Here is a 20,668-nt window from a genome sequence, read left to right as displayed (position 1 = left end):
TTTTGGGATGAAGTATATTCAATCTAACATTAAGCATTTACGAAATCTTAAAGGGTTTTCACAGGAGCGATTTGCTGATGAGTTGGGGTGGTCGCGTTCCATGGTAGGCTCGTATGAAGAAGGACGTTCGGAACCACCAATTGATCGCCTGATAGAGCTTTCAAATTACTTTGATATCCCTATAGATATTTTGGTAAAGAACGATTTGCGGAAAGCCAAAGACACCTCTTTTATTGAAGTGGGTAACAAACGTGTGCTATTCCCCATAACCGTAAATGAAGCTAATGAAGATTTAATTGAAATTATACCAGCAAAAGCATCAGCAGGCTATCTACAAGGGTATGAAGATCCTGAGTATATTGAGCAGCTTCAAAAAATAAAGCTCCCGTTTTTACCTACAGGCACGCACAGGGCATTTCCCATTAGCGGCGATTCTATGTTACCCGTGAAAGATGGGGCTTTTATTGTAGCAAAATTTATGGATGATATTAATGAGGTAAAAAATGGGCGCACTTATATTGTGCTAACGAAAGATGATGGTCTAGTATATAAACGTATTTATGTAAAGGATGATGACACCTTAACGTTAAGTAGTGATAATAGGTTTTATAACCCGTATGATGTTAAAAAGGAAAGCATCTTAGAACTATGGGAATTTACCTGCTGTATTAATACCCAAGAGTACGATGCAGATGAATTAAAGTTAAGTAGTATTGCAACCTTATTTCAGGAGCTTAATGTTGAATTAAAAGCAATTAAAGGTTTGAAAAATTAATTTTCAAGTTATCTTTGAAATAACGCTACGATAATCTAATGAAACAGCCGTTAATAGCTCTGGTTTTTACCTTTTTTGCAACCTTGATGTTTTCTCAAGAAATCACAAGTAAAGTTGTAGATTCATTATACAAAGAAGATCAGTTTTACATAGGAACAACATACAACGTATTAGGAGGGAAGCCTAATGATTTGAAGCAGAATAGTTTTTCACTTGGGTTTCATTTGGGTTTTGTTAAGGATATGCCCATAAATAAACGCCGCAACAAAGCTATTGGTATAGGTTTGGGGTACTCTACAAACTCTTATATTCAGAATATGTTGATCCAACAGGATAATTCTGGAAATTTCAACTATAGTATTATAGATGGCGAAACCGTAAGCTTTACTAAAAACAAGTTTTCAGAACATGTTATAGAATTACCTATTGAATACAGATGGCGAACATCAACTACTACCACGTATAAATTTTGGCGTATTTATACAGGATTTAAATTAGGGTATGTGTTTGCTAATAGAAGTAAGTTTAAAGGTAGTTTAGGGGAATTAAAATACAGCAATAATGAAGATTTTAATAACGTTCAATACGGACTTACCCTAAGCGTTGGGTACAATACGTGGAATGTGTTTGTATATTATGGTTTAAATCCTATTTTTTCTGATAGCGCACAATTAAATGGTGAAGCGTTAGAGATGAATGCTGTTAAAATAGGATTGATGTTCTATGTACTCTAAAGCCAATTGGTTACCAAAATAAGTTGGGGAAATACACCAATTACAATACCCATAATCAGTTCGGGATATGAGTGCGCTTTTAAATGCAAGCGAGAGGTGGCTACTGCACCCATAACAATACACATTAAAGCCAAAGTACCATTAATATTAATGCTGAAGTGAATGCTTAATGCAATAAAGAACATAAACACTCCAGAAATGGCAATCATGTGTATACTTGCTTTAAACTTAAATAGAACCAATATTAAACAAGCAAGTGTTGAAATTAAAATGCCCACAAAAAAATAATACAACTCAATGTAGGGATCGGGTCTTAATATCCTTTGGATGACCAGCGTAACAACTATTATATTTAAAATTAATGGAATAATGCGCTCTTTGGTGCTTCTTAAATAAATAGACTTTACCCTACCTAATGTTTTAAGCAAAAAATATAAAAGAATGGGTAAAATGATGGTGAGTATTGAAAGCGAAACAAGTTTAGCCCAAATCACTTCCCTGTCAATGAAACGCGGTGTTTTGGCAAAATAAAAAATAACACCAGCTATTGGCATTATTAATGGATGAAAAATAATCGAAATACTCTTTAAGATACGATGTATCATATCTTTTTTCTTAAACGTGCTACTGGAATATCCAATTGTTCCCTATATTTTGCAACAGTACGTCGTGCAATAGGGTAGCCTTTTTCCTTTAATATTTTGGCTAAAGCTTCATCTGTAAGTGGTTTTCTTTTGTTTTCTTCTTCTATAACGGTCTCCAGTATTTTTTTAATTTCTCTAGTGGAAACATCCTCACCTTGGTCGTTTTTCATCGATTCCGAAAAGAATTCCTTTATTAATTTTGTACCATAAGGTGTATCTACATACTTGCTATTGGCAACACGAGATACTGTGGAAACATCCATATCAATTTCATCTGCAATATCCTTTAGAATCATAGGCTTTAATTGGCGTTCATCACCTGTTAAAAAATAGTCTTTTTGGTAATGCATAATGGCACTCATGGTAACAAATAATGTTTGTTGGCGCTGTTTTATAGCCTCTATAAACCACTTTGCAGCATCTAATTTCTGCTTAATAAAGAGCACCGCATCTTTTTGCGATTTGCTTTTGTTTTTAGCGTCTTTATAACCTTTTAGCATATTATTGTACTCTCGCGATACATGAAGCTCGGGCGCATTTCTACCATTCAATGTTAATTCTAATTCACCATCTACGATTTTAATGGCAAAATCAGGCACTACGTGTTCTACAATACGATTGTTACCAGCGTAGGAACCACCTGGTTTAGGATTCAAATGCTCAATTTCAGTAATGGCATCTTTGAGTTGTATTTCAGAAATATCAAACTTTTGAAGTAGCTTTTTGTAATGCTTTTTAGTAAAGGCATCAAAGGCATTGTCAATAATTGCGATAGCTAAATCGGTATCTGCCGTTTTTTCTTTTCTGTGTAATTGAATGCTTAAACATTCCTGAAGATTTCGTGCACCAACACCAGCAGGATCTAACTGATGTACAATTTTTAAGACAGATTCAATTTTGTCTTCAGTGGTATATACATTCTGGGTAAATGCCAAATCATCAGTAATATCAGAAAGCGAACGTCTTATATAACCACTTTCATCAACACTACCTACTAAAAACTCTGCAATATCGCGTTCTTCATCTGAAAGTCTATACGTATTTAACTGATTAATTAAATGTTGTGTAAACGAGGTGCCCGCGGCATAAGGTATAGATTTTTCATCATCATCGCTACTGTAATTATTGGCTTGCGTGCGATAATCAGGTATTTCGTCATCACTCAAATACTCGTCAACATTAATATCCTCGGCATTTATAGTTTCATTATCATCAAAATCATCTGTACTATTTTCAAAATCAGCATCTAAATCTGTGTCTTTTTCCTCTTTACCACCTTCAAGCGCGGGATTTTCTTCTAACTCTTGTTTTATGCGTTGCTCAAAAGCTTGTGTAGGCAACTGTATCAATTTCATTAATTGAATTTGTTGCGGCGATAACTTTTGTGATAATTTAAACTGTAAATGTTGCTTGAGCATATTTGGATTTGGTTTAAGATAAAAGTATAAAAATTCTTCTAGTTAAACGCTTATATGAAAAAGTTATGCCAAAGTCGATTTAAAATTCTGCGTTTTGAGGCGTTCTCGGGTAAGGAATCACATCTCTAATATTACCCATGCCCGTGACAAACATCACTAAACGCTCAAAACCTAAGCCAAAACCAGAATGTACTGCAGTACCGTATTTACGTAAATCTAAATACCACCACAATTCATCTTCAGGAATATCTAAAGCAGCCATTTTTTCCTTAAGCACCTCTAAGCGTTCTTCACGTTGCGAACCGCCCACCATTTCGCCAATACCAGGAAAGAGTATATCCATAGCGCGAACTGTTTTCCCATCCTCATTCAATCGCATATAAAAAGCTTTGATGTTTGCTGGATAATCGAACAAGATTACAGGGCATTTAAAGTGCTTTTCCACTAAAAAGCGTTCGTGTTCACTTTGCAAATCTGAACCCCATTCGTTTATGGGGAATTTGAATTTTTTCTTTTTGTTAGGTTTACTATTTCTAAGAATATCAATGGCTTCAGTATAGCTTACACGCTTAAAATTATTGTCAATTACGAACTTTAATTTCTCTATCAACGTCATGTCGCTGCGTTCTGCTTGAGGTTTGGTTTTTTCCTCATTTATCAAACGCTGCTCCAAGAAGTCTAAATCGTCTTTGTTGTTTTCTAAAATGTAGTTGAGCACATATTTTAGAAAATCTTCGGCCAAATCCATATTCCCTGGTAAATCCATAAAAGCAACTTCGGGCTCAATCATCCAAAACTCTGATAAGTGTCTTGAAGTGTTCGAGTTCTCAGCTCTAAACGTCGGGCCAAAGGTGTAAACTTTACCTAAGGACATGGCGTAGGTTTCTGCTTCTAATTGTCCAGAAACGGTTAAGTTAGTTTCTTTCCCAAAGAAATCTTTTGAATAATCTACATTGCCATGTTCATCAAGCGGCGGGTTTTTATCATCAAGTTTAGTCACTTTAAACATTTCGCCTGCACCTTCAGCATCACTGCCCGTTATAATTGGCGTATGCATGTAGTAAAAGCCGTTATCATTAAAATATTTATGAATGGCGTAAGACAATGTAGAACGCAAACGCATTACGGCGCTAAATGTGTTTGTACGGGTGCGTAAGTGCGCGTTTTCCCGTAAAAACTCAAACGAATGTTTTTTGGGTTGAATGGGGTATGCCTCAGGATCAGAATCGCCTAAAACTTCTAGGTCGTTTACAAGAATTTCTACAGTTTGCCCTTTCCCTTGGCTTTCTACTAATTCTCCTTTAATATGCAATGCAGCACCTGTTGTTATACGCTTTAGTAGGTCCTCATCTGTATTTTCGAAATCTACAACACACTGTATATTTTTTAAGGTAGAGCCATCATTTAAAGCAATAAATCTATTAGCTCTAAAGGTTCTTACCCAACCTTTTACTTCTACTTCTGGTAATGTGTTTTCCTGTTTTAATAATTGTGAAACGGAATATAACTGCATGTATGAGAATTTTGAACAGTAAATATAATAGATTCAATGTTGAAAATTCAAATAATAAAATCTAAAAATTCAATAAAATTTAGATTATATGCTTCAAAAAGGTTTTAATCTGTAATTAAGATTGATTTTCAGGAAGTTCCGGCTCATCTTCGTCTTCTTCAGGTATAATATTTATAGGAGGTTCCCTTAAAACTTGTTTGTTTGCAATACTTCTTTCAAGGGATAATAGCAATGAAGGCAATAGCAACAAATTAGATAACATGGCGAATAGTAGTGTTGCCGAAACCAAAGCGCCCAGAGCTACAGTACCACCAAAACTTGAGATAGTAAATACCGAGAAACCAAAGAACAACACTATTGATGTGTAAAACATGCTTACACCAGTTTCTCGTAAAGCGCCGTAAACTGAAGGCTTAATTTTCCATTTATGAGCTTGCAATTCTTGCCTGTATTTTGCTAAAAAGTGAATGGTATCATCCACCGAAATGCCAAATGCTATGCTAAACACCAAAATGGTTGAAGGCTTTATGGGAACTCCAATATAGCCCATAACACCAGCTGTTACTAGCAATGGTAGTAAATTTGGAATTAAGGACACAATAATCATTCTTCCAGAGCGAAACATATATGCCATAAAAAGTGATATTAAGAAAATGGCAAGAGATAGCGAAATAGCCAAGTTTTTTACCAAGTATTTTGTGCCTTTTTGAAATACTAGTGCTTTGCCCGTCATGGTAACATTATAGCGTTCTTTTGGAAACACTTTATCAATTTCATCTCCCAAATTTTCTTGAATTCGTTCCATTTTGTCGGTACCAATATCTTTCATAAACGTTGTGATACGGGCATATTGGCCAGTACTATCGACAAAATTCTTTAGTAAATCGACATCCGAAGATGAATTTTTAGCATAGGACAGAATAAAACTATTTTCCTGTGATGTTGGCAACTGATAATACTTAGGATTACCGTTGTAATAGGCTTGTTTAGAATATTTTACTAAACCAACCACCGAAATTGGCTTAGAAAGCTCTGGTGTTTCTTCAATAAATTCTTCGATTTCATCCATACGCTTAAGGGTGGAGAGTTTCATAACCCCTTTTTTCCGCTTGGTATCTACCATAATTTCAACGGGTAAAATTCCATCAAATTCTTCTTCAAAAAAGCGTATATCGTTTACAAATTCAGATTCTTGGGGCATGTCTTCAATCAAACTCCCAGAAATTTTAATTTGATACATCCCGATCATGCTTATAATCAATAGCAAAACAGAAATAGCATAAATAGCGATACGTTTTTGGCGCACCATATGTTCCATCCAGTTTACAAAACCGCCAATCCACCTTTTATTTAAATGCTCTAAATGGCGGTCTTTTGGAAATGGCAAAAATGTATAAATAATAGGAATTATAAGCAGGCACAGTATAAAAATGGCCAAAATACTAAGCGATGCTACAATACCAAATTCCTTTAAGAGTGTACTTTCAGTTAAAATAAACGTGGCGAACCCCGATGCTGTGGTAACGTTAGTCATTAACGTAGCATTACCAATTTTTGTGATAACACGTTGCAGCGATTTTACTTTATTGCCATGTAATTTAACTTCGTGCTGGTATTTGTTGATTAGGAAAATACAATTGGGAATACCAATCACGATAATTAACGGCGGAATTAACGCTGTAAGTACAGTAATTTCATAGCGCAATAAACCAATGATTCCCAAAGTCCACATTACACCAATGCACACTACGATTAATGATATAAATGTTGCCCTGAACGACCTAAAAAAGAAAAAGAAGATTAATGAAGTTACTACAAGAGCGGCAACTACAAATTTACCTATTTCGCTAATAATATTTTCAGCATTTTTGGTGCGAATGTAGGGCATGCCAGAAACGCGGACATCTAAATTATAATCGTTTTCAAAAGCAGCAATTTCGGGTTCTAATATATTGAGTACAAACTCTTTTCGTACAGAAGTGTTTACTAGGGATTTCTTTAAATAAATGGCGCTGCGTACCGTTTTAGTTTCTTTATTGAACAAAAAATTATCGTAGAACGGATAGGTGTTGAACAGCTCTTTTTGCAATTGTTCAACCTCAGAAATACTTGAAACTGAATCTTTAATAAAAGGTTCTAAGGTAAATTTTTGTGCATTGGTATTCTTAATTAATTTCTGAAGATCTTTTATAGAAATAACCGTTTCTACCGCATCATACTTTTTAAATTCAGAAGAAAATCTGTTCCAAGCATTAAGTTTTTCAACGGTAAAAAGCGTAGAGTCCTTAACACCAATAACAATTAAATTCCCTTCTTCACCAAAAGTGTCCAAAAAATTATTGTAGGTAATGTTGGCTTCATGGTCATCGGGCAATAAATTCGCTTCTGTATTGCTAAAACGCATGTAATCCCATTGGGTACTGAACAGATAGGTAGCAATAATAATTGCAATAAGAATAATGATTTTATTCCTAAGAATTAATCGTGCTGTAACGTCCCAAAAATTCTTGGTAAGCAATTTAAACATGGCGTTTTCTAAAAGATGCGCAAAGGTAGAAAAAACAATGTATTAAGTGCTGAAAATCACTATAATGTTAGGTTAAAAGTGAACTTAAACGCAATATTGTCTTCAAAGTTTGGTAAATGATAACCACCATAGCGATAGGTAAAACTTAAGCCAAAGCCAAAGAGTAATTTATTGATTTCAAAACCAGATTCGGTATAGCCTTTTCTAAGAGAACCAAAGTTGATGTTTTGGTGGCGTTCTGGGTTGTTCATATCACCAATAGCAAAACGGGAAATTAATACAAGCTGAGGTTTATAGCGTTGCGAGACATTAAAAGGTTTTAAAAAATGTTTAAATTGAACGGTTGTAAACTTATCTGAAAAGAATTCGTTAAAAAACATAGTCTCAAAACTCGTAATACCAGCTACTGAAAATCGTTGTAGAATGGTTTCCTTATTAATATTATTGGGGTAGGCGTGGTATAAGTGCGTTAGCGGAACATTGCCTCTTGCAATTCCTGAGACTAAGGTGATTTCTGATAGATTATCATTTTTATGATTGATACGATGAATTGTCTTAAAATCTAGCTTAGAAAAAGTGAAGTCGCTTTTAAACACGTCTTTAATACCTTTTGTGTATTGAACCGTGAATTTAGGAAAGCCCTCCTTCATTTCCCTTGGTAGGTTCTCTACGTCTTTAAATCTGTTAAATGGGCTCCATTCCAAAGACGCTGTTGCAGTACTAAATTGAAATTTACTAAACGTGTTGCCATCAATCACATATTGATAGTTATATGTAGGATCTACATTACTACTAGCAAATTGTAAAACCGATGATAATTTTGGATGTATTTGATGCGCAACAGCGATGGTTTGTGTAATGTGCCTATGGAACAAATCTATATTCAACAAACGGGGTTCAAAAAATTGAAAGAAGCGTGTATCAGTTAAAAATTTAGAGCTTCCCGTTTCTTGTAAATCATCCGTATAGGATAACGATAACCATGTTTTTGTGCTTTCTGACAACCGAACGCTACCGCCAATACTGTATTTGTAGGCATCATCTCTAAAGCCATAAACCGTGTATCCATTAATTCTAAATTTTTCTGAAAAGTTTTTATTGGTAACACCTCCTAGTCCAGTTCTTAAGCCTTCGTATTGATTGTATTTTACTAAATACCTTAAATCAAAATCAAAGTATTTGGTAGGGAAATAGCCATTTCCAAGTTGTTTGAGAAAAAAGTTTTTATTGATAGAATCCTGTTCTATTTCAAAAAGGCTAATAGCGGAATTTTGAGCTTGTGCCGCCATAAATGAAAAACAAAAAATAAAGGCACAAAGTTTTAGCATTATTAAGAATGAAAGCTAGGGATTAAAGAAAAAAAAGCGACGTTTTGTCGCTCTTTTTTATACGGTCATGATTTCTTTTTCCTTGTTATCAAAGATATCATCTATTTTCTTAACGTATTTATCTGTCATTTCTTGTATATCAAGTTCAGCATTATTTTGAAGGTCTTCTGAAACATCGTCTAACTTTTTGATATCGTTATTAGCTTCTCTTCGTGCATTTCTTACACCAACCTTAGCGTCTTCTGCTTCACTTTTAGCTTGTTTTGCTAGTACTTTTCTGCGTTCTTCAGTTAGTGGCGGTACGTTAATAATGATGCTTTCCCCATTATTCATAGGGTTAAAACCAAGATTGGCTATCATAATGCTACGCTCTATTTCCTGCAACATGCTTTTTTCCCATGGCTGTACGGTAATGGTTCTACCATCAGGAGTATTAACGTTAGCTACTTGGTTTAGTGGTGTTTGAGATCCATAATAATCTACCATTACGCTCCCTAGCATAGCAGGAGATGCTTTTCCTGCCCTGATGTTTACTAATTGTTTTTCTAAATGCTTTAAAGCAGCATCCATAGCTTCTTTAGCGGTATCTAATATAAATTGTAACTCGTCGTTCATTTTTTAAAAATTTAATTATCAATACATTCGACTGTGCTCAGTAACAAAAGATTCAAAAATTGCGCCACATTTTAAATGTTAACTTCTGTGCCAATTGCTTCTCCAGAAACTACTTTTAATAAGTTACCTGGTTTATTCATATCAAAAACAATAATTGGTAAATTGTTTTCCTGACTTAAAGTAAATGCTGTTGTATCCATTACCTTTAATCCTTTTTTCAATACGTCATCAAAGGAAATAGAGTTGAATTTTATGGCGCTACTATCTTTTTCAGGGTCTGTATTGTAAATACCATCAACCCGTGTACCTTTTAAAATTACATCAGCCTCGATTTCAATAGCACGCAATACAGCGGCCGAATCAGTTGTAAAATAGGGATTTCCAGTACCACCACCAAAAATAACAACACGACCTTTTTCTAAATGACGCATTGCTTTTCTTCTGATAAATGGTTCTGCAACTTCATTTATTTTTATGGCAGTTTGTAAACGCGTTGGAATTTGAGCATCTTCTAAAGCACTTTGTAAAGCCAAACCATTTATTACTGTTGCCAGCATACCCATATGGTCTCCCTGTACGCGGTCCATACCGTTACTTGCACCTGCAACACCTCTAAAAATATTACCACCACCAATAACAATGGCTACTTGCACACCTTTGTCGGTAATGGTTTTTATGTCTTGTGCATATTCGGCCAAACGTTCTGGGTCTATTCCATATTGGCGGTTGCCCATTAAGGCTTCACCCGATAGTTTAAGCAGTATTCTTTTGTATTTCATGGTATCTTTTGAAGTTTAACAAAACTACATAAAATTTTTATTTCTGAAATCTATTGTTGTTTTGAATTTAAGCATAAAAAAACCACCATTCTGTTAAGAATGGTGGTTTTTTTATTGTGGTATTTTGGAATCTTATCCTAAAGTTACACGTTTAAATCCTGTAATTTCAACATCGCCGTAAGAAGCAACGTATTGTTCTACAGTTTTCTTTTCGTCTTTGATGAAATTTTGGTTCAATAAACACTGCTCTTGGTCTAAAGTAGTGTTATCAGAAACAAAACGTTGCATTTTACCTGGCAATATTCTATCCCAAATTTGTTCTGGCTTACCTTCAGCTTTCAATTCTGCTTTAGCAGCTTCTTCAGCTTTTGCCATAACTTCTGGCGTTAATTGTGCTTGAGAAATATATTGAGGTACATTTTTAAGTGTCTTACCCAAACGTCCTAATTCTATATTTTCTTTTTCAATTACTGCGATTCTAGCTTCAGTTTCAGAAGCGATGAATGCAGGATCGAAATCTTTATAAGATAATGTAGTTGCTCCCATTGATGCAATTTGCATTGCAACATCCTTACCTAAAGTTTCAACGTTATCTACAACGCTAGAAAAACCAACGATAGCAGCAATTTTATTAATGTGAACGTAAGAACCAACATAAGCAGCTTCTACTTTCTCAAATGCATTAATGTCTAATTTTTCACCAATTACACCAGTTTGTTCTACCAATTTATCTGCAACAGTCATTCCATCGAAATCAGCAGCTAAAAACTCATCTTTAGATGCACAGTTAAGAGCGATTTCCCCTAATTGGCTAGCTAATGCTAAAAAGTTTTCGTTTTTACCAACAAAGTCAGTTTCACATCCTAAAACAATAGCAACGCCAACGGTATTGTCAGCATTTACTTTTGCTACAGCAGCACCTTCGCTAGATTCTCTGTCGGCTCTTTTTGCTGCAACTTTTTGACCTTTTTTGCGTAAGATTTCGATAGCTTTATCAAAATCTCCTTCAGCCTCAACCAAAGCCTTTTTGCAGTCCATCATACCTGCACCAGTAGCTTGTCTTAGTTTATTAACTTCTTGGGCTGTTACTTTTACTGTAGTACTCATAGTTTTATAATTTAAAAAGTCGTTTAATTTATTTCTGTGAAGAAAAGAACCAAACGACTTATTTATGTTGTAATAATAATGTTTATTCTTCCTCTTCTTTTACTGCAGGTGCTGCTTTTTTAGCTTCTGCTTTAGGTGCTTCTTTTTCAGCTGCGACAGCTTCTTTTTCAGCTTTACGCTCAGCCAAACCTCCAGCTACTGCATCAGTAACATGAGTTAAAATTTTGTTTATCGATTTAGAAGCATCATCATTTGCAGGTATCACATAATCCACTTGACGAGGATCTGAGTTTGTATCTACCATTGCAAAAATTGGAATGTTTAATTTTTGAGCTTCTTTAATCGCGATGTGCTCACGCTTAATATCCACAACAAACAAAGCACCAGGTAAACGTGTCATGTCGCTAATAGAACCTAAGTTCTTTTCTAGCTTAGCTCTTAAACGATCTACTTGTAAACGCTCTTTTTTAGATAATGTGTTAAAAGTTCCATCTTTCTTCATTCTATCAATAGAAGCCATTTTCTTAACAGCTTTTCTAATAGTAACAAAGTTGGTTAACATACCACCTGGCCATCTTTCTGTGATGTAAGGCATATTGATAGCACTTGCTTTTTCAGCAACAATATCTTTCGCTTGTTTTTTGGTAGCAACAAATAAAATTTTACGACCTGATGCTGCAATTTTTGCTAATGCTGCGCCAGCTTCGTCAATTTTAGCTGCTGTTTTGTAAAGGTTGATGATATGGATGCCGTTACGCTCCATATAAACGTAAGGTGCCATGTTAGGGTCCCACTTACGTGTAAGGTGTCCAAAATGTACACCTGCTTCTAGTAGTTCTTTTACTTCTACTGCCATTTTTGTAATAGTTTACGTTCTGTTGAATTAGCAATGATTAAGTGGTCATTTTTCAATTCGCCTTAACCATTTAGATGCTAAACTAAACCCTGACGTTTACCGTCATGGGCAACAATAACTGGTTTTTAATTAATTCTGAAATTATTTCAGAAACTTTCGATTTAAATTTCAACTTGATTGGATAGCTTTTAAAAAGATTCCCAATCAAGTTGAGGATACTATTAACGTTTAGAGAACTGGAATTTCTTACGCGCTTTCTTCTGACCGAATTTCTTGCGCTCCACCATTCTTGGATCTCTTGTTAATAAACCTTCTGGCTTTAGGATACCTCTGTTTTCAGCATCCACCTCACACATTGCGCGAGATAATGCTAAACGTACAGCTTCTGCTTGACCAGTGATTCCACCGCCATATACATTTACTGTAATATCAAAGTTGCCGTCATTGTTAGTCAAAACCAAAGGTTGCTTTACTTTGTACTGCAATGTACCAGTAGTAAAGTAATCGGTTAAGTCTTTTTTGTTAATCGTAATGTTTCCTTTTCCTTTAGAAACATAGGCACGAGCAACAGCCGTCTTTCTACGGCCGATTTTGTGAATTACATCCATTTAATTAAATTCATTTAAATTAATTGCTTTTGGTTTTTGAGCTTCGTGTTTGTGCTCAGTACCAACAACAACTGTTAGGTTACGGAATAACGCTGAACCTAGTTTGTTTTTAGGTAGCATTCCTTTTACTGACTTTTCTACTATACGAGTAGGGTTTTTTCCAAACAACTCGTTAGCAGTTAAACTTCTTTGACCTCCTGGGTAACCTGTGTGACGAATGTATGTTTTATCGTTCCACTTGTTTCCAGATAAGTTGATTTTTTCTGCATTAATAACAATTACGTTATCGCCGCAATCAACGTGTGGTGTGAAGTTTGGCTTGTGCTTACCTCTTAAAAGTTTTGCAACTTTGGAAGCTAAACGACCAAGCGTTTGATTTTCAGCATCAACAACAACCCACTGCTTATCTACAGTAGCTTTGTTGGCAGAAATCGTTTTGTAGCTTAATGTGTCCACACTTATTTATTTTTCTGATTAAACATTCCTCTCTCAAAAAGAGTTTGCAAATTTACGATTAAATATTTGATTAGCAAATAGTGAAGACTATTATTTTAGAGTTTAAATGCACAAAATAAAAATGAGCTATTTATAAAGTAAAGACGCATATGTTTTAAGTAAAATGATTAAGGTTTGAGTCAATTTTTTTTTGAAAAGAAAAGCGCTAATTATAAGCAGCACGCTGCAATCTGTCGTTTATAGACTTGCCTAAACCATAATCAGGAAAAATTTCGGCAATAATAATATCTAAATTTAGATGGTCTAATTGATGTAGCGCATCATACAATTTTGCGGTAGCTTCTGCCAAATCTCCTTTTTCTGACAAAATTATTTGGTGATAAATACTAGCGTCTTCAATAGATTTATTGAAAGCTAATAGGCCTACACGTTTATCAGTGTATTTTTTAATGTCTTCTAAAATGTTTGCAGATAAAACTGTTGGCGTTGAAGGCGCATAATGTTTATTCAACATGCCAGGAGCATTAGGGCTGCTTTCTTTTTTATTCTTAATTGGAATTTTGCCAACAACAGCTTCAATATCTTCAGTAGAGATAGAGCCCAAACGATAGATAATAGGGTGGTCATCTTCAAAACCAATAATAGTAGATTCAATTCCGTTTTTGCAAGCGCCACCATCTAAAATCATATCTATCTTATCTTTAAAATAGTCTTCAACATGTTGTGCGGTAGTTGGGCTAATTCTGTTGAAAGGATTGGCGCTTGGCGCGGCAAGGGGGAATTGTAGTTTACCTAATAACTCTAAAGTCACAGGGTGATTTGGAACACGAACTGCAACAGTAGCTTTTCCTGCTGTAATTAGATCTGGAATAGTGTCTTTTTTAGGCAGCACTAAAGTTAAAGGCCCCGGCCAGAAAGCTTTGGCTAATGCTCGTGCTTTTTCTGGCATGTAGCTAACAATATTTTCGATATAATCCAAATTAGGAATATGCACAATAAGCGGATTAAACAATGGGCGTTTCTTGGTTTCAAAAATAGCTTTTACAGCAGTTTCACTATAAATATTTCCTGCTAAACCATAAACTGTTTCAGTGGGGATAGCAACGAGCTTGTCGTCATTAAGTAAAGCAATAGCTTTTGATATGTCTTTTGAAATAATAGGCATTAACATAATTTAAGCGCTGCAAAAGTACATTGTTTTGCGAAAATATGAATTGAGTTTTGTAGTTTCTGTTAACTAAACAATACTTGTTACAGTAATATTTAAAAAACAAAAAAGCCTTAACTAGAGCAGTTAAGACTTTCTAAGTACTGTTGGCCTACTAGGGCTCGAACCTAGACTCTTCTGGACCAAAACCAGACGTGTTGCCAGTTACACCATAGGCCAATGCGGGTGCAAATTTAGCACAAAGTTTTATTTGAACAAGAATTTTTTTAGAAAAATACCGGTAAGGCATAGTATTTCTAAAAAATCATACTTTATTTCTGTCTCTAAAGGCTAAAAACGTTAATGTTAAGGCTAGTATAATATTTATTCTCGTTTCATATTTATTGTTAAATTCGCCACAGCTAACAAACACAGATTTAAATGATGGATTTTAATTTTAAAAAATGGAACACCATTTTAGGGTGGTTCTCTTTTTTAATTGCTTTAATTACCTATAGCCTAACGGTAGAACCAACAGTTAGTTTTTGGGATGCGGGAGAGTATATTTTAACGTCTTCAAAACTTCAAGTGGGTCACCCTCCTGGGGCGCCATTATTCCAAATGCTTGGGGCTTTTTTCTCAACGTTCACGTTTGGAAATAATGAACTTATTGGTTGGATGATGAATATGATGAGTGCCGTAGCCAGTGCGTTTACCATTTTATTTATGTTTTGGACGATTACGCTATTGTTAGCAAAACTTTTATCACATTTAAATTCTGAAAAAGAAAAGGATAGTACATCAACGCTTTCCAAACCGCAATACACGGCTATTTTAGGTAGTGGTTTAGTAGGTAGTTTAGCCTTTGCATTTACAGATTCGTTTTGGTTCAACGCTGTTGAAACCGAGGTGTATGCCATGGCGACCTTAATTATGTCCGCTTTATTTTGGTTAGCACTTCGTTGGGAACAAGATATGGACAAACCTCGTGGAAATCGTTGGCTAATCCTTATCGCGTTTGTAATCGGTTTGTCTTTTGGGGTTCATTTTATGGGATTGCTTACTATACCAGTTATTGGGCTTATTTACTATTTTAAAAATTATAAAACTGTTACCATAAAAAATTTCATTATTGCAAATACTGTTTCGGTAGCTATTTTATTGTTTGTTTTTAAATTATTAGCGCCCAACATTCTTAAGATTTTTAGTGCTTTTGAGATTTTCTTTGTAAATAGTGTTGGGCTACCATTCAACTCAGGTTCTATTATTGCTGGTTTACTTTTAGTAGCAGTAATTTTTTACGCATTACGATATACCAGACAAAAAAGTTATGTGTATTTAAATACGGGTATTCTGTGTTTAACGTTTGTTATTATTGGCTTTTCAACTTGGTTAATGCTACCTATTCGCGCTAATGCTAATGTGGTAATTAATGAAAATAACCCGTCTAGTGCACGCGAACTTCTTGCCTATTATAATTTGGAGCAGTATCCTGAAACACATTTGTTTTACGGCCCGCAGTTTACTGATATGTATGCGTATTTAGATAAAAACAACCCATACATTGATGATAAGCCTAAATACGAAAAGGATGAAGAAAAGGGGGAATATGTCGTTGTTAACGATTATAAAAATGCTAAACAAAATTATAATTCAGATCATGCATCTATTCTACCGCGTATGTGGAGCGGCGAACATGCCGAGAATTATATGATGTTTACCGGGTTTTTAAATTTTAAACTAAAGCCCGATTATCAAATGGAAAACAAATTACGGCAACTTGTTTCAGATTTTAGAAGTGATGTGGCACGTGGTAATGTGGATTATGAAGATTACAATGCGTTTTTAAAGCGTTATCAAAGCTATTTAGATATCGAAAAACCAGATTTAGCAAGTAATATTAGATATTTGTTTGAATACCAGCTAGGTTATATGTATTGGCGTTATTTTATGTGGAATTTCACCGGGCGACAAGATGATATTCAAGGGAAATATGACAACCACGGTAATTGGATAAGCGGTATAAAGCCTATAGACGAATGGCATTTAGGCTATTCACAAGATAATTTGCCAAGTGATGTAATAAACAATAAAGCCAGAAACACCTATTATTTTCTACCACTTATTCTTGGTTTAATAGGTATGTTTTTCGTATTGAATACGGACAGAAAACTGTTTTGGGTAATGCTTGTATTTTTCCTTTTTACAGGGCTTGCTATACAAGTATATACCAATGTACGACCGTTTGAACCTCGTGAACGTGATTATTCTGTAGTAGGGTCTTTTTATGTTTTTGCCCTTTGGATAGGTATTGGGGTTTATGGTATTTATCATACATTAAAAGACAAACTTCCCAAAACATTAGCAGCACCTGTAATTACTATTTTGTGCTTAATTCTTGTTCCTGGTATTTTGGTAGCCAACAACTGGGACGATCATGACCGTTCTGGAAAATATACAGCACAAGCTATGGCAAGAAAATATCTTGACTCCTGTGCAGAAAACGCCATACTATTTACCATTGGCGATAATGATACATTCGCATTGTGGTATGCGCAAGAAATTGAAGGGTATAGAACAGATGTACGGGTGGTAAACACTAGTTTATTCCAAACCGATTGGTACATTGACCAAATGAAACGCAAAGCATATGAGAGTGATCCTATTCCATCACAATTAAACCACAAGGATTACCAATATGGCACCAATGATTATGTGAGGATAGAACCGCTTACAAAAGATACTATTGCGTTAAAACAAGCACTTGATTTTATTCAAAGAGATGATGAAAAATCAAAATATAAATACTTTATGCAAAAGCAAGGGTACGACATTTCAGGTCTTAGAAACCAAGACCTAAATGCCAATTATCTATTCACTAGAAATGTTCGTATAGATGTCAATAAGCAAAATGCTCTTGAAAGTGGTATTGTAAAACCGGAAGATGCAGATAAAATTGTGTCACATATTGATATTGAAATAAAAGGTGGGGCTATTTATAAAAATCGCTTGTTAATGCTAGATGTTGTAGCGAATAACGAATGGAAGCGTCCTATTTATTTTACAGGTGGAAGTTTTGGTGACGATGATTATTTATGGATGAAAGATTATCTACAGCTCGATGGCATGTGCTATAAATTAGTACCTATTAAAACCGAGGTGGACAGAGCTAATCCTTTTGATATGGGTCGTATAGATACTGATTTAATGTATGAAAAGGTAAAATCGTGGAATTGGGGCAATAGTGGCAGTCCAAATATTTATCACGATCCTGAAACACGTAAAAATGCCATCACCTACAGAGGTAATCTAGCGCGATTGGTTGAGGAATTAATTAATGAAGAAAAACTTGAAAAAGCAGAAGAAATCGCCGATATCGCTATGGAGAATATGCCTGTAGAATATTATGGCTATTATACCTTGCTAGAGCCTTATATTGGTGCTTATTACGAGGTAGATGCTAAAGGAAAAGCACGAGACTTATACTTTAAGGTGAGCAAAAAATATCAAGAGAATCTCACATATTATAGTGGTTTAACACAAGATAGTCAAGAACGCTTGTTTGAGGATATTTATGTAGATATTCAACGTTATAAAGGATTAGTTGATGTCTTGGTACGCTATGATATAGATTTGGCCGAAAAAGAGGGTGACACCTTTAATAACTATTTAAGGCTGTTTAAATATTTCTATGGTGACGACGATGAGGATGATTTAGAAAGAACAGATGTTGATATTCCTTCTGATAGTGGTGCTACTGCTATTGAAGTTAACGAATAACACTGGCTATTTATGCCTATAACTCCTGTAAAAACACCTAGAGTCGTAAAATCGCTATTCCCAGATTATACTTGGGATATAGAGACCACCGAAAAGGAGATTTACTTAACGTTTGATGATGGTCCTACACCTGAAATCACGGCATGGACCTTAGATGTTTTAAAACAGTACGATGCAAAAGCCACCTTTTTTTGTATAGGATCTAACGTTGAAAAGCATCCTGGTATTTTTAAAAATATTTTAAAAAATGGGCACGCTGTTGGCAACCACACTCAAGACCATATGAAAGGTTGGAAAACCCCAACTGAAACCTATTTAAAAAATGTTGGGATAGCTCAAAAGGTATTTGAATCAAATATTCAGAATTCGGAATTCAGAATTCAGAATTTATTTCGTCCGCCTTACGGTAAAATTACGCCCAAGCAAGGTAAACGTTTAATAGCTTTAGGCTTCAACATTATAATGTGGGATGTGTTATCTTTTGATTGGGATAATACTGTTACGAAAGACGAATGCTTTACCAAAGTCATTTCAAAAGCAAAGAGCGGCAGCATTATTGTATTTCACGATAGTGTTAAGGCATCAAAGAATATGCAATATGCACTACCCAAAGTCTTGGAGCATTTCAACCAGCAAGGGTATTGTTTTAAATCTTTAGATGTTTAAATGTACTCTTGTACAATTCCAATCAAAGTACTAGCGTCTTGTTCTCCGCTTTGGCGCCATTTCATTTCGCCATCTTTGTAGATAATTAATGTTGGTAAGCCTTTTACACGAAGCGCATCAGCTAGCTCTTGATTTTTTTCAACATCAATTTTAATCACTTTAGCTTTATCACCAAGGGCAGCAGCTACATCACGCAGTATAGGATGCATTGCAGTAGATTGCTCGTTCCATTCTGCATAGAAATCAAACAGAACCGGAACATCGACATCAATTAGTTCCCCAAATTTTGACATACTCTTAATGTTTTAGTTCAAGCATCTTACACAAACCTACATAAATTTTAAATAGTTCTTGAACATCTATCATTTTACTAGGTTCAATCTAACGCTCTTATAAAAATAAGGAATTTTATTATAGTAAATATAACATTTCCACGCAATTACGCACTAGGTGCACCTTTTTTAAGCTCTATTACGGTTATCTCTGGCCAAATCCCTACACGACCAGGGTAACCTAAATATCCAAATCCTCTGTTCACATTAATGTATTGGCCTAACTCTTGGTAAATGCCTGCCCAATATTTATAACGCCATTTTGCCGGACTCCATTTTATCCAACCAGGAATTTCAATTCCAAATTGCATGCCATGAGTATGCCCACTAAGTGTTAGGTGATAATGGTAGTCGTCATTAATTACCTCTTTTTCCCAGTGTGAAGGGTCGTGACTCATTAAAATCTTAAAATCATTCTTATCAATATGTTTTACTGCTTTTTTTAAATCTCCAGCTTTTTTAAAACCACCTGCGCCCCAATTTTCAACCCCTATAAGCGCAATACGCGCTCCGTTTTTTTCAATAAACCTACTTTCATTCCTTAGCAAATCGTAGCCCATTTCTTTTTGTATATCAACTAAGTCTTGCAAATTTTGCGCTTTAGCTTCAGGTGTTTCCCATCTCACATAATCGCCATAATCGTGATTGCCTAAAACTGAGTAAACACCATCCTGTGCACTTAATTTTCCAAATAATTGTTTCCAAGGCTCCATTTCAGATGATTTGTTATTCACCATATCGCCAGTAAACAATATCATATCCGATTTTTGTTCATTTATAAGGTTTACACCATATTCAATCTTTTCCTTATTGTCAAAACTTCCAGAATGTATATCGCTTATTTGTGTAATTCTGTAGCCATCAAAAGCCTCTGGTAAATCCTCAAAATGCAATGTGTAGTTCAAAACTCTAAATCGGTATTTACCTCTATACATACCATATAGAATTGAAGCAAACGGAACTGCTGCTATACCTAAAGCTATTTGGCTGATAAACTTTCTGCGAGAGGGCAAATAAAAGCTATCGTTTTTTGTTACTAGTTTTTCGTAAACACCGTAAATAAAACGAATAACATCTTCACCTAACAGAATAGGTATAATTATGAGACCTAGCGAAATAAAAGCTAATAGGAAGCCAAAAGCGTAGCTTTTAGCAGGGTTTAAAACGCGACCCTCTGAGTAAACTGTAAATTGAATAATGAAATTTCCGGCTATAATAAGAGCCAGAGCAATAAAAATATAATGAACCCAAGCACTTTTGGTCACAGTTTTTATAGCCTGAAAGCCATAAAAACTAATGAAAAGGTAGAATAGGATAAAAATAATCCAGCGCAACATAGTTTTCTTTTTCATCAAAGATAAAGCTATTCTAAACTAGCTCTTT

At 35.0% G+C, this 20,668-nt stretch carries 18 protein-coding genes and 1 tRNA gene; 4 read left to right on the top strand and 15 right to left on the bottom strand.

Features of this window, described 5'->3' with window-relative positions; genetic code table 11:
* The first annotated feature begins 7 nt into the window (after positions 1–7).
* Positions 8–775: an XRE family transcriptional regulator gene (locus BMY39_RS01430; protein WP_092577508.1), complete on the top strand. Its 768-nt coding sequence runs from the start codon at positions 8–10 to the stop codon at positions 773–775.
* Between the two features lie 38 nt (positions 776–813).
* Positions 814–1,509, top strand: a complete 696-nt coding sequence (locus BMY39_RS01425; protein WP_092574472.1) for a porin family protein — start codon at positions 814–816, stop codon at positions 1,507–1,509.
* Here BMY39_RS01425 and BMY39_RS01420 read toward each other — a convergent pair.
* The 13 genes from BMY39_RS01420 to BMY39_RS01360 all read right to left on the bottom strand — a co-directional run bounded on the left by BMY39_RS01420 (position 1,506) and on the right by BMY39_RS01360 (position 14,747).
* Complete coding sequence (locus BMY39_RS01420) at positions 1,506–2,114, bottom strand: hypothetical protein (protein ID WP_092574470.1); 609 nt, start codon at positions 2,112–2,114, stop codon at positions 1,506–1,508. The genes BMY39_RS01425 and BMY39_RS01420 overlap by 4 nt on opposite strands.
* A complete protein-coding gene (gene rpoN, locus BMY39_RS01415; protein WP_092574468.1) occupies positions 2,111–3,571 on the bottom strand; it encodes an RNA polymerase factor sigma-54 in 1,461 nt (486 codons plus the stop codon). The genes BMY39_RS01420 and rpoN overlap by 4 nt, the downstream gene beginning before the upstream one ends.
* Positions 3,572–3,650: 79 nt before the next feature.
* Positions 3,651–5,084, bottom strand: coding sequence for an asparagine--tRNA ligase (gene asnS / locus BMY39_RS01410; RefSeq protein WP_092574466.1), 1,434 nt, complete (start codon positions 5,082–5,084; stop codon positions 3,651–3,653).
* A 115-nt stretch (positions 5,085–5,199) separates the two neighbouring features.
* Positions 5,200–7,611 (bottom strand): efflux RND transporter permease subunit, encoded by a 2,412-nt coding sequence (locus BMY39_RS01405; protein ID WP_092574463.1) that lies wholly within the window; start codon positions 7,609–7,611, stop codon positions 5,200–5,202.
* A 59-nt stretch (positions 7,612–7,670) separates the two neighbouring features.
* Entirely contained in the window at positions 7,671–8,939 is a 1,269-nt protein-coding gene (locus tag BMY39_RS01400; protein WP_245738123.1) for a hypothetical protein, read from the bottom strand.
* Between the two features lie 57 nt (positions 8,940–8,996).
* On the bottom strand, positions 8,997–9,554 hold the full coding sequence (frr, locus tag BMY39_RS01395; protein ID WP_092574455.1) for a ribosome recycling factor: 558 nt from the start codon (positions 9,552–9,554) through the stop codon (positions 8,997–8,999).
* A 71-nt stretch (positions 9,555–9,625) separates the two neighbouring features.
* Positions 9,626–10,333 (bottom strand): UMP kinase, encoded by a 708-nt coding sequence (gene pyrH, locus BMY39_RS01390; RefSeq protein WP_092574450.1) that lies wholly within the window; start codon positions 10,331–10,333, stop codon positions 9,626–9,628.
* Between the two features lie 132 nt (positions 10,334–10,465).
* Positions 10,466–11,440 (bottom strand): translation elongation factor Ts, encoded by a 975-nt coding sequence (gene tsf, locus BMY39_RS01385; protein WP_092574444.1) that lies wholly within the window; start codon positions 11,438–11,440, stop codon positions 10,466–10,468.
* A gap of 82 nt (positions 11,441–11,522) precedes the next feature.
* Entirely contained in the window at positions 11,523–12,296 is a 774-nt protein-coding gene (rpsB, locus tag BMY39_RS01380; RefSeq protein ID WP_092574440.1) for a 30S ribosomal protein S2, read from the bottom strand.
* 221 nt (positions 12,297–12,517) lie between these two features.
* Positions 12,518–12,904 carry a 30S ribosomal protein S9 gene (gene rpsI / locus BMY39_RS01375; protein WP_042245326.1) on the bottom strand — a complete coding sequence of 129 codons (387 nt, stop codon included), beginning with the start codon at positions 12,902–12,904 and terminating at the stop codon, positions 12,518–12,520.
* Positions 12,905–13,360 carry a 50S ribosomal protein L13 gene (gene rplM, locus BMY39_RS01370; RefSeq protein WP_092574438.1) on the bottom strand — a complete coding sequence of 152 codons (456 nt, stop codon included), beginning with the start codon at positions 13,358–13,360 and terminating at the stop codon, positions 12,905–12,907.
* A 205-nt stretch (positions 13,361–13,565) separates the two neighbouring features.
* Positions 13,566–14,525 (bottom strand): L-threonylcarbamoyladenylate synthase, encoded by a 960-nt coding sequence (locus BMY39_RS01365; protein ID WP_092574437.1) that lies wholly within the window; start codon positions 14,523–14,525, stop codon positions 13,566–13,568.
* Between the two features lie 149 nt (positions 14,526–14,674).
* Positions 14,675–14,747: transfer RNA gene (locus BMY39_RS01360), tRNA-Gln, on the bottom strand.
* Positions 14,748–14,948: 201 nt separating this feature from the next.
* Here BMY39_RS01360 and BMY39_RS01355 point away from each other — a divergent pair.
* Both BMY39_RS01355 and BMY39_RS01350 read left to right on the top strand, forming a co-directional pair.
* Entirely contained in the window at positions 14,949–18,287 is a 3,339-nt protein-coding gene (locus BMY39_RS01355) for a DUF2723 domain-containing protein (RefSeq protein WP_092574435.1), read from the top strand.
* Between the two features lie 12 nt (positions 18,288–18,299).
* The gene (locus tag BMY39_RS01350) at positions 18,300–18,953 is read left to right on the top strand and encodes a polysaccharide deacetylase family protein (RefSeq protein ID WP_092574433.1); all 654 of its coding nucleotides are present in this window, start codon (positions 18,300–18,302) and stop codon (positions 18,951–18,953) included.
* On the opposite strand, the gene BMY39_RS01345 is transcribed toward BMY39_RS01350, so the two are convergent.
* Positions 18,950–19,246 carry a thioredoxin family protein gene (locus tag BMY39_RS01345; protein ID WP_092574431.1) on the bottom strand — a complete coding sequence of 99 codons (297 nt, stop codon included), beginning with the start codon at positions 19,244–19,246 and terminating at the stop codon, positions 18,950–18,952. The two genes, BMY39_RS01350 and BMY39_RS01345, sit on opposite strands and share 4 nt — an antisense overlap.
* Before the next feature lie 146 nt (positions 19,247–19,392).
* The gene (locus BMY39_RS01340; RefSeq protein WP_092577506.1) at positions 19,393–20,622 is read right to left on the bottom strand and encodes a metallophosphoesterase; all 1,230 of its coding nucleotides are present in this window, start codon (positions 20,620–20,622) and stop codon (positions 19,393–19,395) included.
* Positions 20,623–20,668: the final 46 nt, after the last annotated feature.

The sequence above is a fragment of the Hyunsoonleella jejuensis genome (genome assembly GCF_900111025.1).
In the GTDB taxonomy this organism is placed as follows: Bacteria; Bacteroidota; Bacteroidia; order Flavobacteriales; family Flavobacteriaceae; genus Jejuia; species Jejuia jejuensis.
Note: the sequence above shows the minus strand (reverse complement) of the source record. Positions and strands in the feature narration are given on the sequence as shown.

Bases quoted from the DNA above. Each gene is read 5' to 3' on its own strand.
- BMY39_RS01340 (WP_092577506.1), bottom strand. From the start codon at position 20,622: ATGTTGCGCTGGATTATTTTTATCCTATTCTACCTTTTCATTAGTTTT.
- frr (WP_092574455.1), bottom strand. From the start codon at position 9,554: ATGAACGACGAGTTACAATTTATATTAGATACCGCTAAAGAAGCTATG.
- rpoN (WP_092574468.1), bottom strand. From the start codon at position 3,571: ATGCTCAAGCAACATTTACAGTTTAAATTATCACAAAAGTTATCGCCG.
- BMY39_RS01430 (WP_092577508.1), top strand. From the start codon at position 8: ATGAAGTATATTCAATCTAACATTAAGCATTTACGAAATCTTAAAGGG.
- BMY39_RS01345 (WP_092574431.1), bottom strand. From the start codon at position 19,246: ATGTCAAAATTTGGGGAACTAATTGATGTCGATGTTCCGGTTCTGTTT.
- rpsB (WP_092574440.1), bottom strand. From the start codon at position 12,296: ATGGCAGTAGAAGTAAAAGAACTACTAGAAGCAGGTGTACATTTTGGA.
- BMY39_RS01350 (WP_092574433.1), top strand. From the start codon at position 18,300: ATGCCTATAACTCCTGTAAAAACACCTAGAGTCGTAAAATCGCTATTC.
- pyrH (WP_092574450.1), bottom strand. From the start codon at position 10,333: ATGAAATACAAAAGAATACTGCTTAAACTATCGGGTGAAGCCTTAATG.
- BMY39_RS01365 (WP_092574437.1), bottom strand. From the start codon at position 14,525: ATGCCTATTATTTCAAAAGACATATCAAAAGCTATTGCTTTACTTAAT.
- tsf (WP_092574444.1), bottom strand. From the start codon at position 11,440: ATGAGTACTACAGTAAAAGTAACAGCCCAAGAAGTTAATAAACTAAGA.
- BMY39_RS01400 (WP_245738123.1), bottom strand. From the start codon at position 8,939: ATGCTAAAACTTTGTGCCTTTATTTTTTGTTTTTCATTTATGGCGGCA.
- BMY39_RS01425 (WP_092574472.1), top strand. From the start codon at position 814: ATGAAACAGCCGTTAATAGCTCTGGTTTTTACCTTTTTTGCAACCTTG.
- BMY39_RS01405 (WP_092574463.1), bottom strand. From the start codon at position 7,611: ATGTTTAAATTGCTTACCAAGAATTTTTGGGACGTTACAGCACGATTA.
- BMY39_RS01355 (WP_092574435.1), top strand. From the start codon at position 14,949: ATGATGGATTTTAATTTTAAAAAATGGAACACCATTTTAGGGTGGTTC.
- asnS (WP_092574466.1), bottom strand. From the start codon at position 5,084: ATGCAGTTATATTCCGTTTCACAATTATTAAAACAGGAAAACACATTA.
- rpsI (WP_042245326.1), bottom strand. From the start codon at position 12,904: ATGGATGTAATTCACAAAATCGGCCGTAGAAAGACGGCTGTTGCTCGT.
- BMY39_RS01420 (WP_092574470.1), bottom strand. From the start codon at position 2,114: ATGATACATCGTATCTTAAAGAGTATTTCGATTATTTTTCATCCATTA.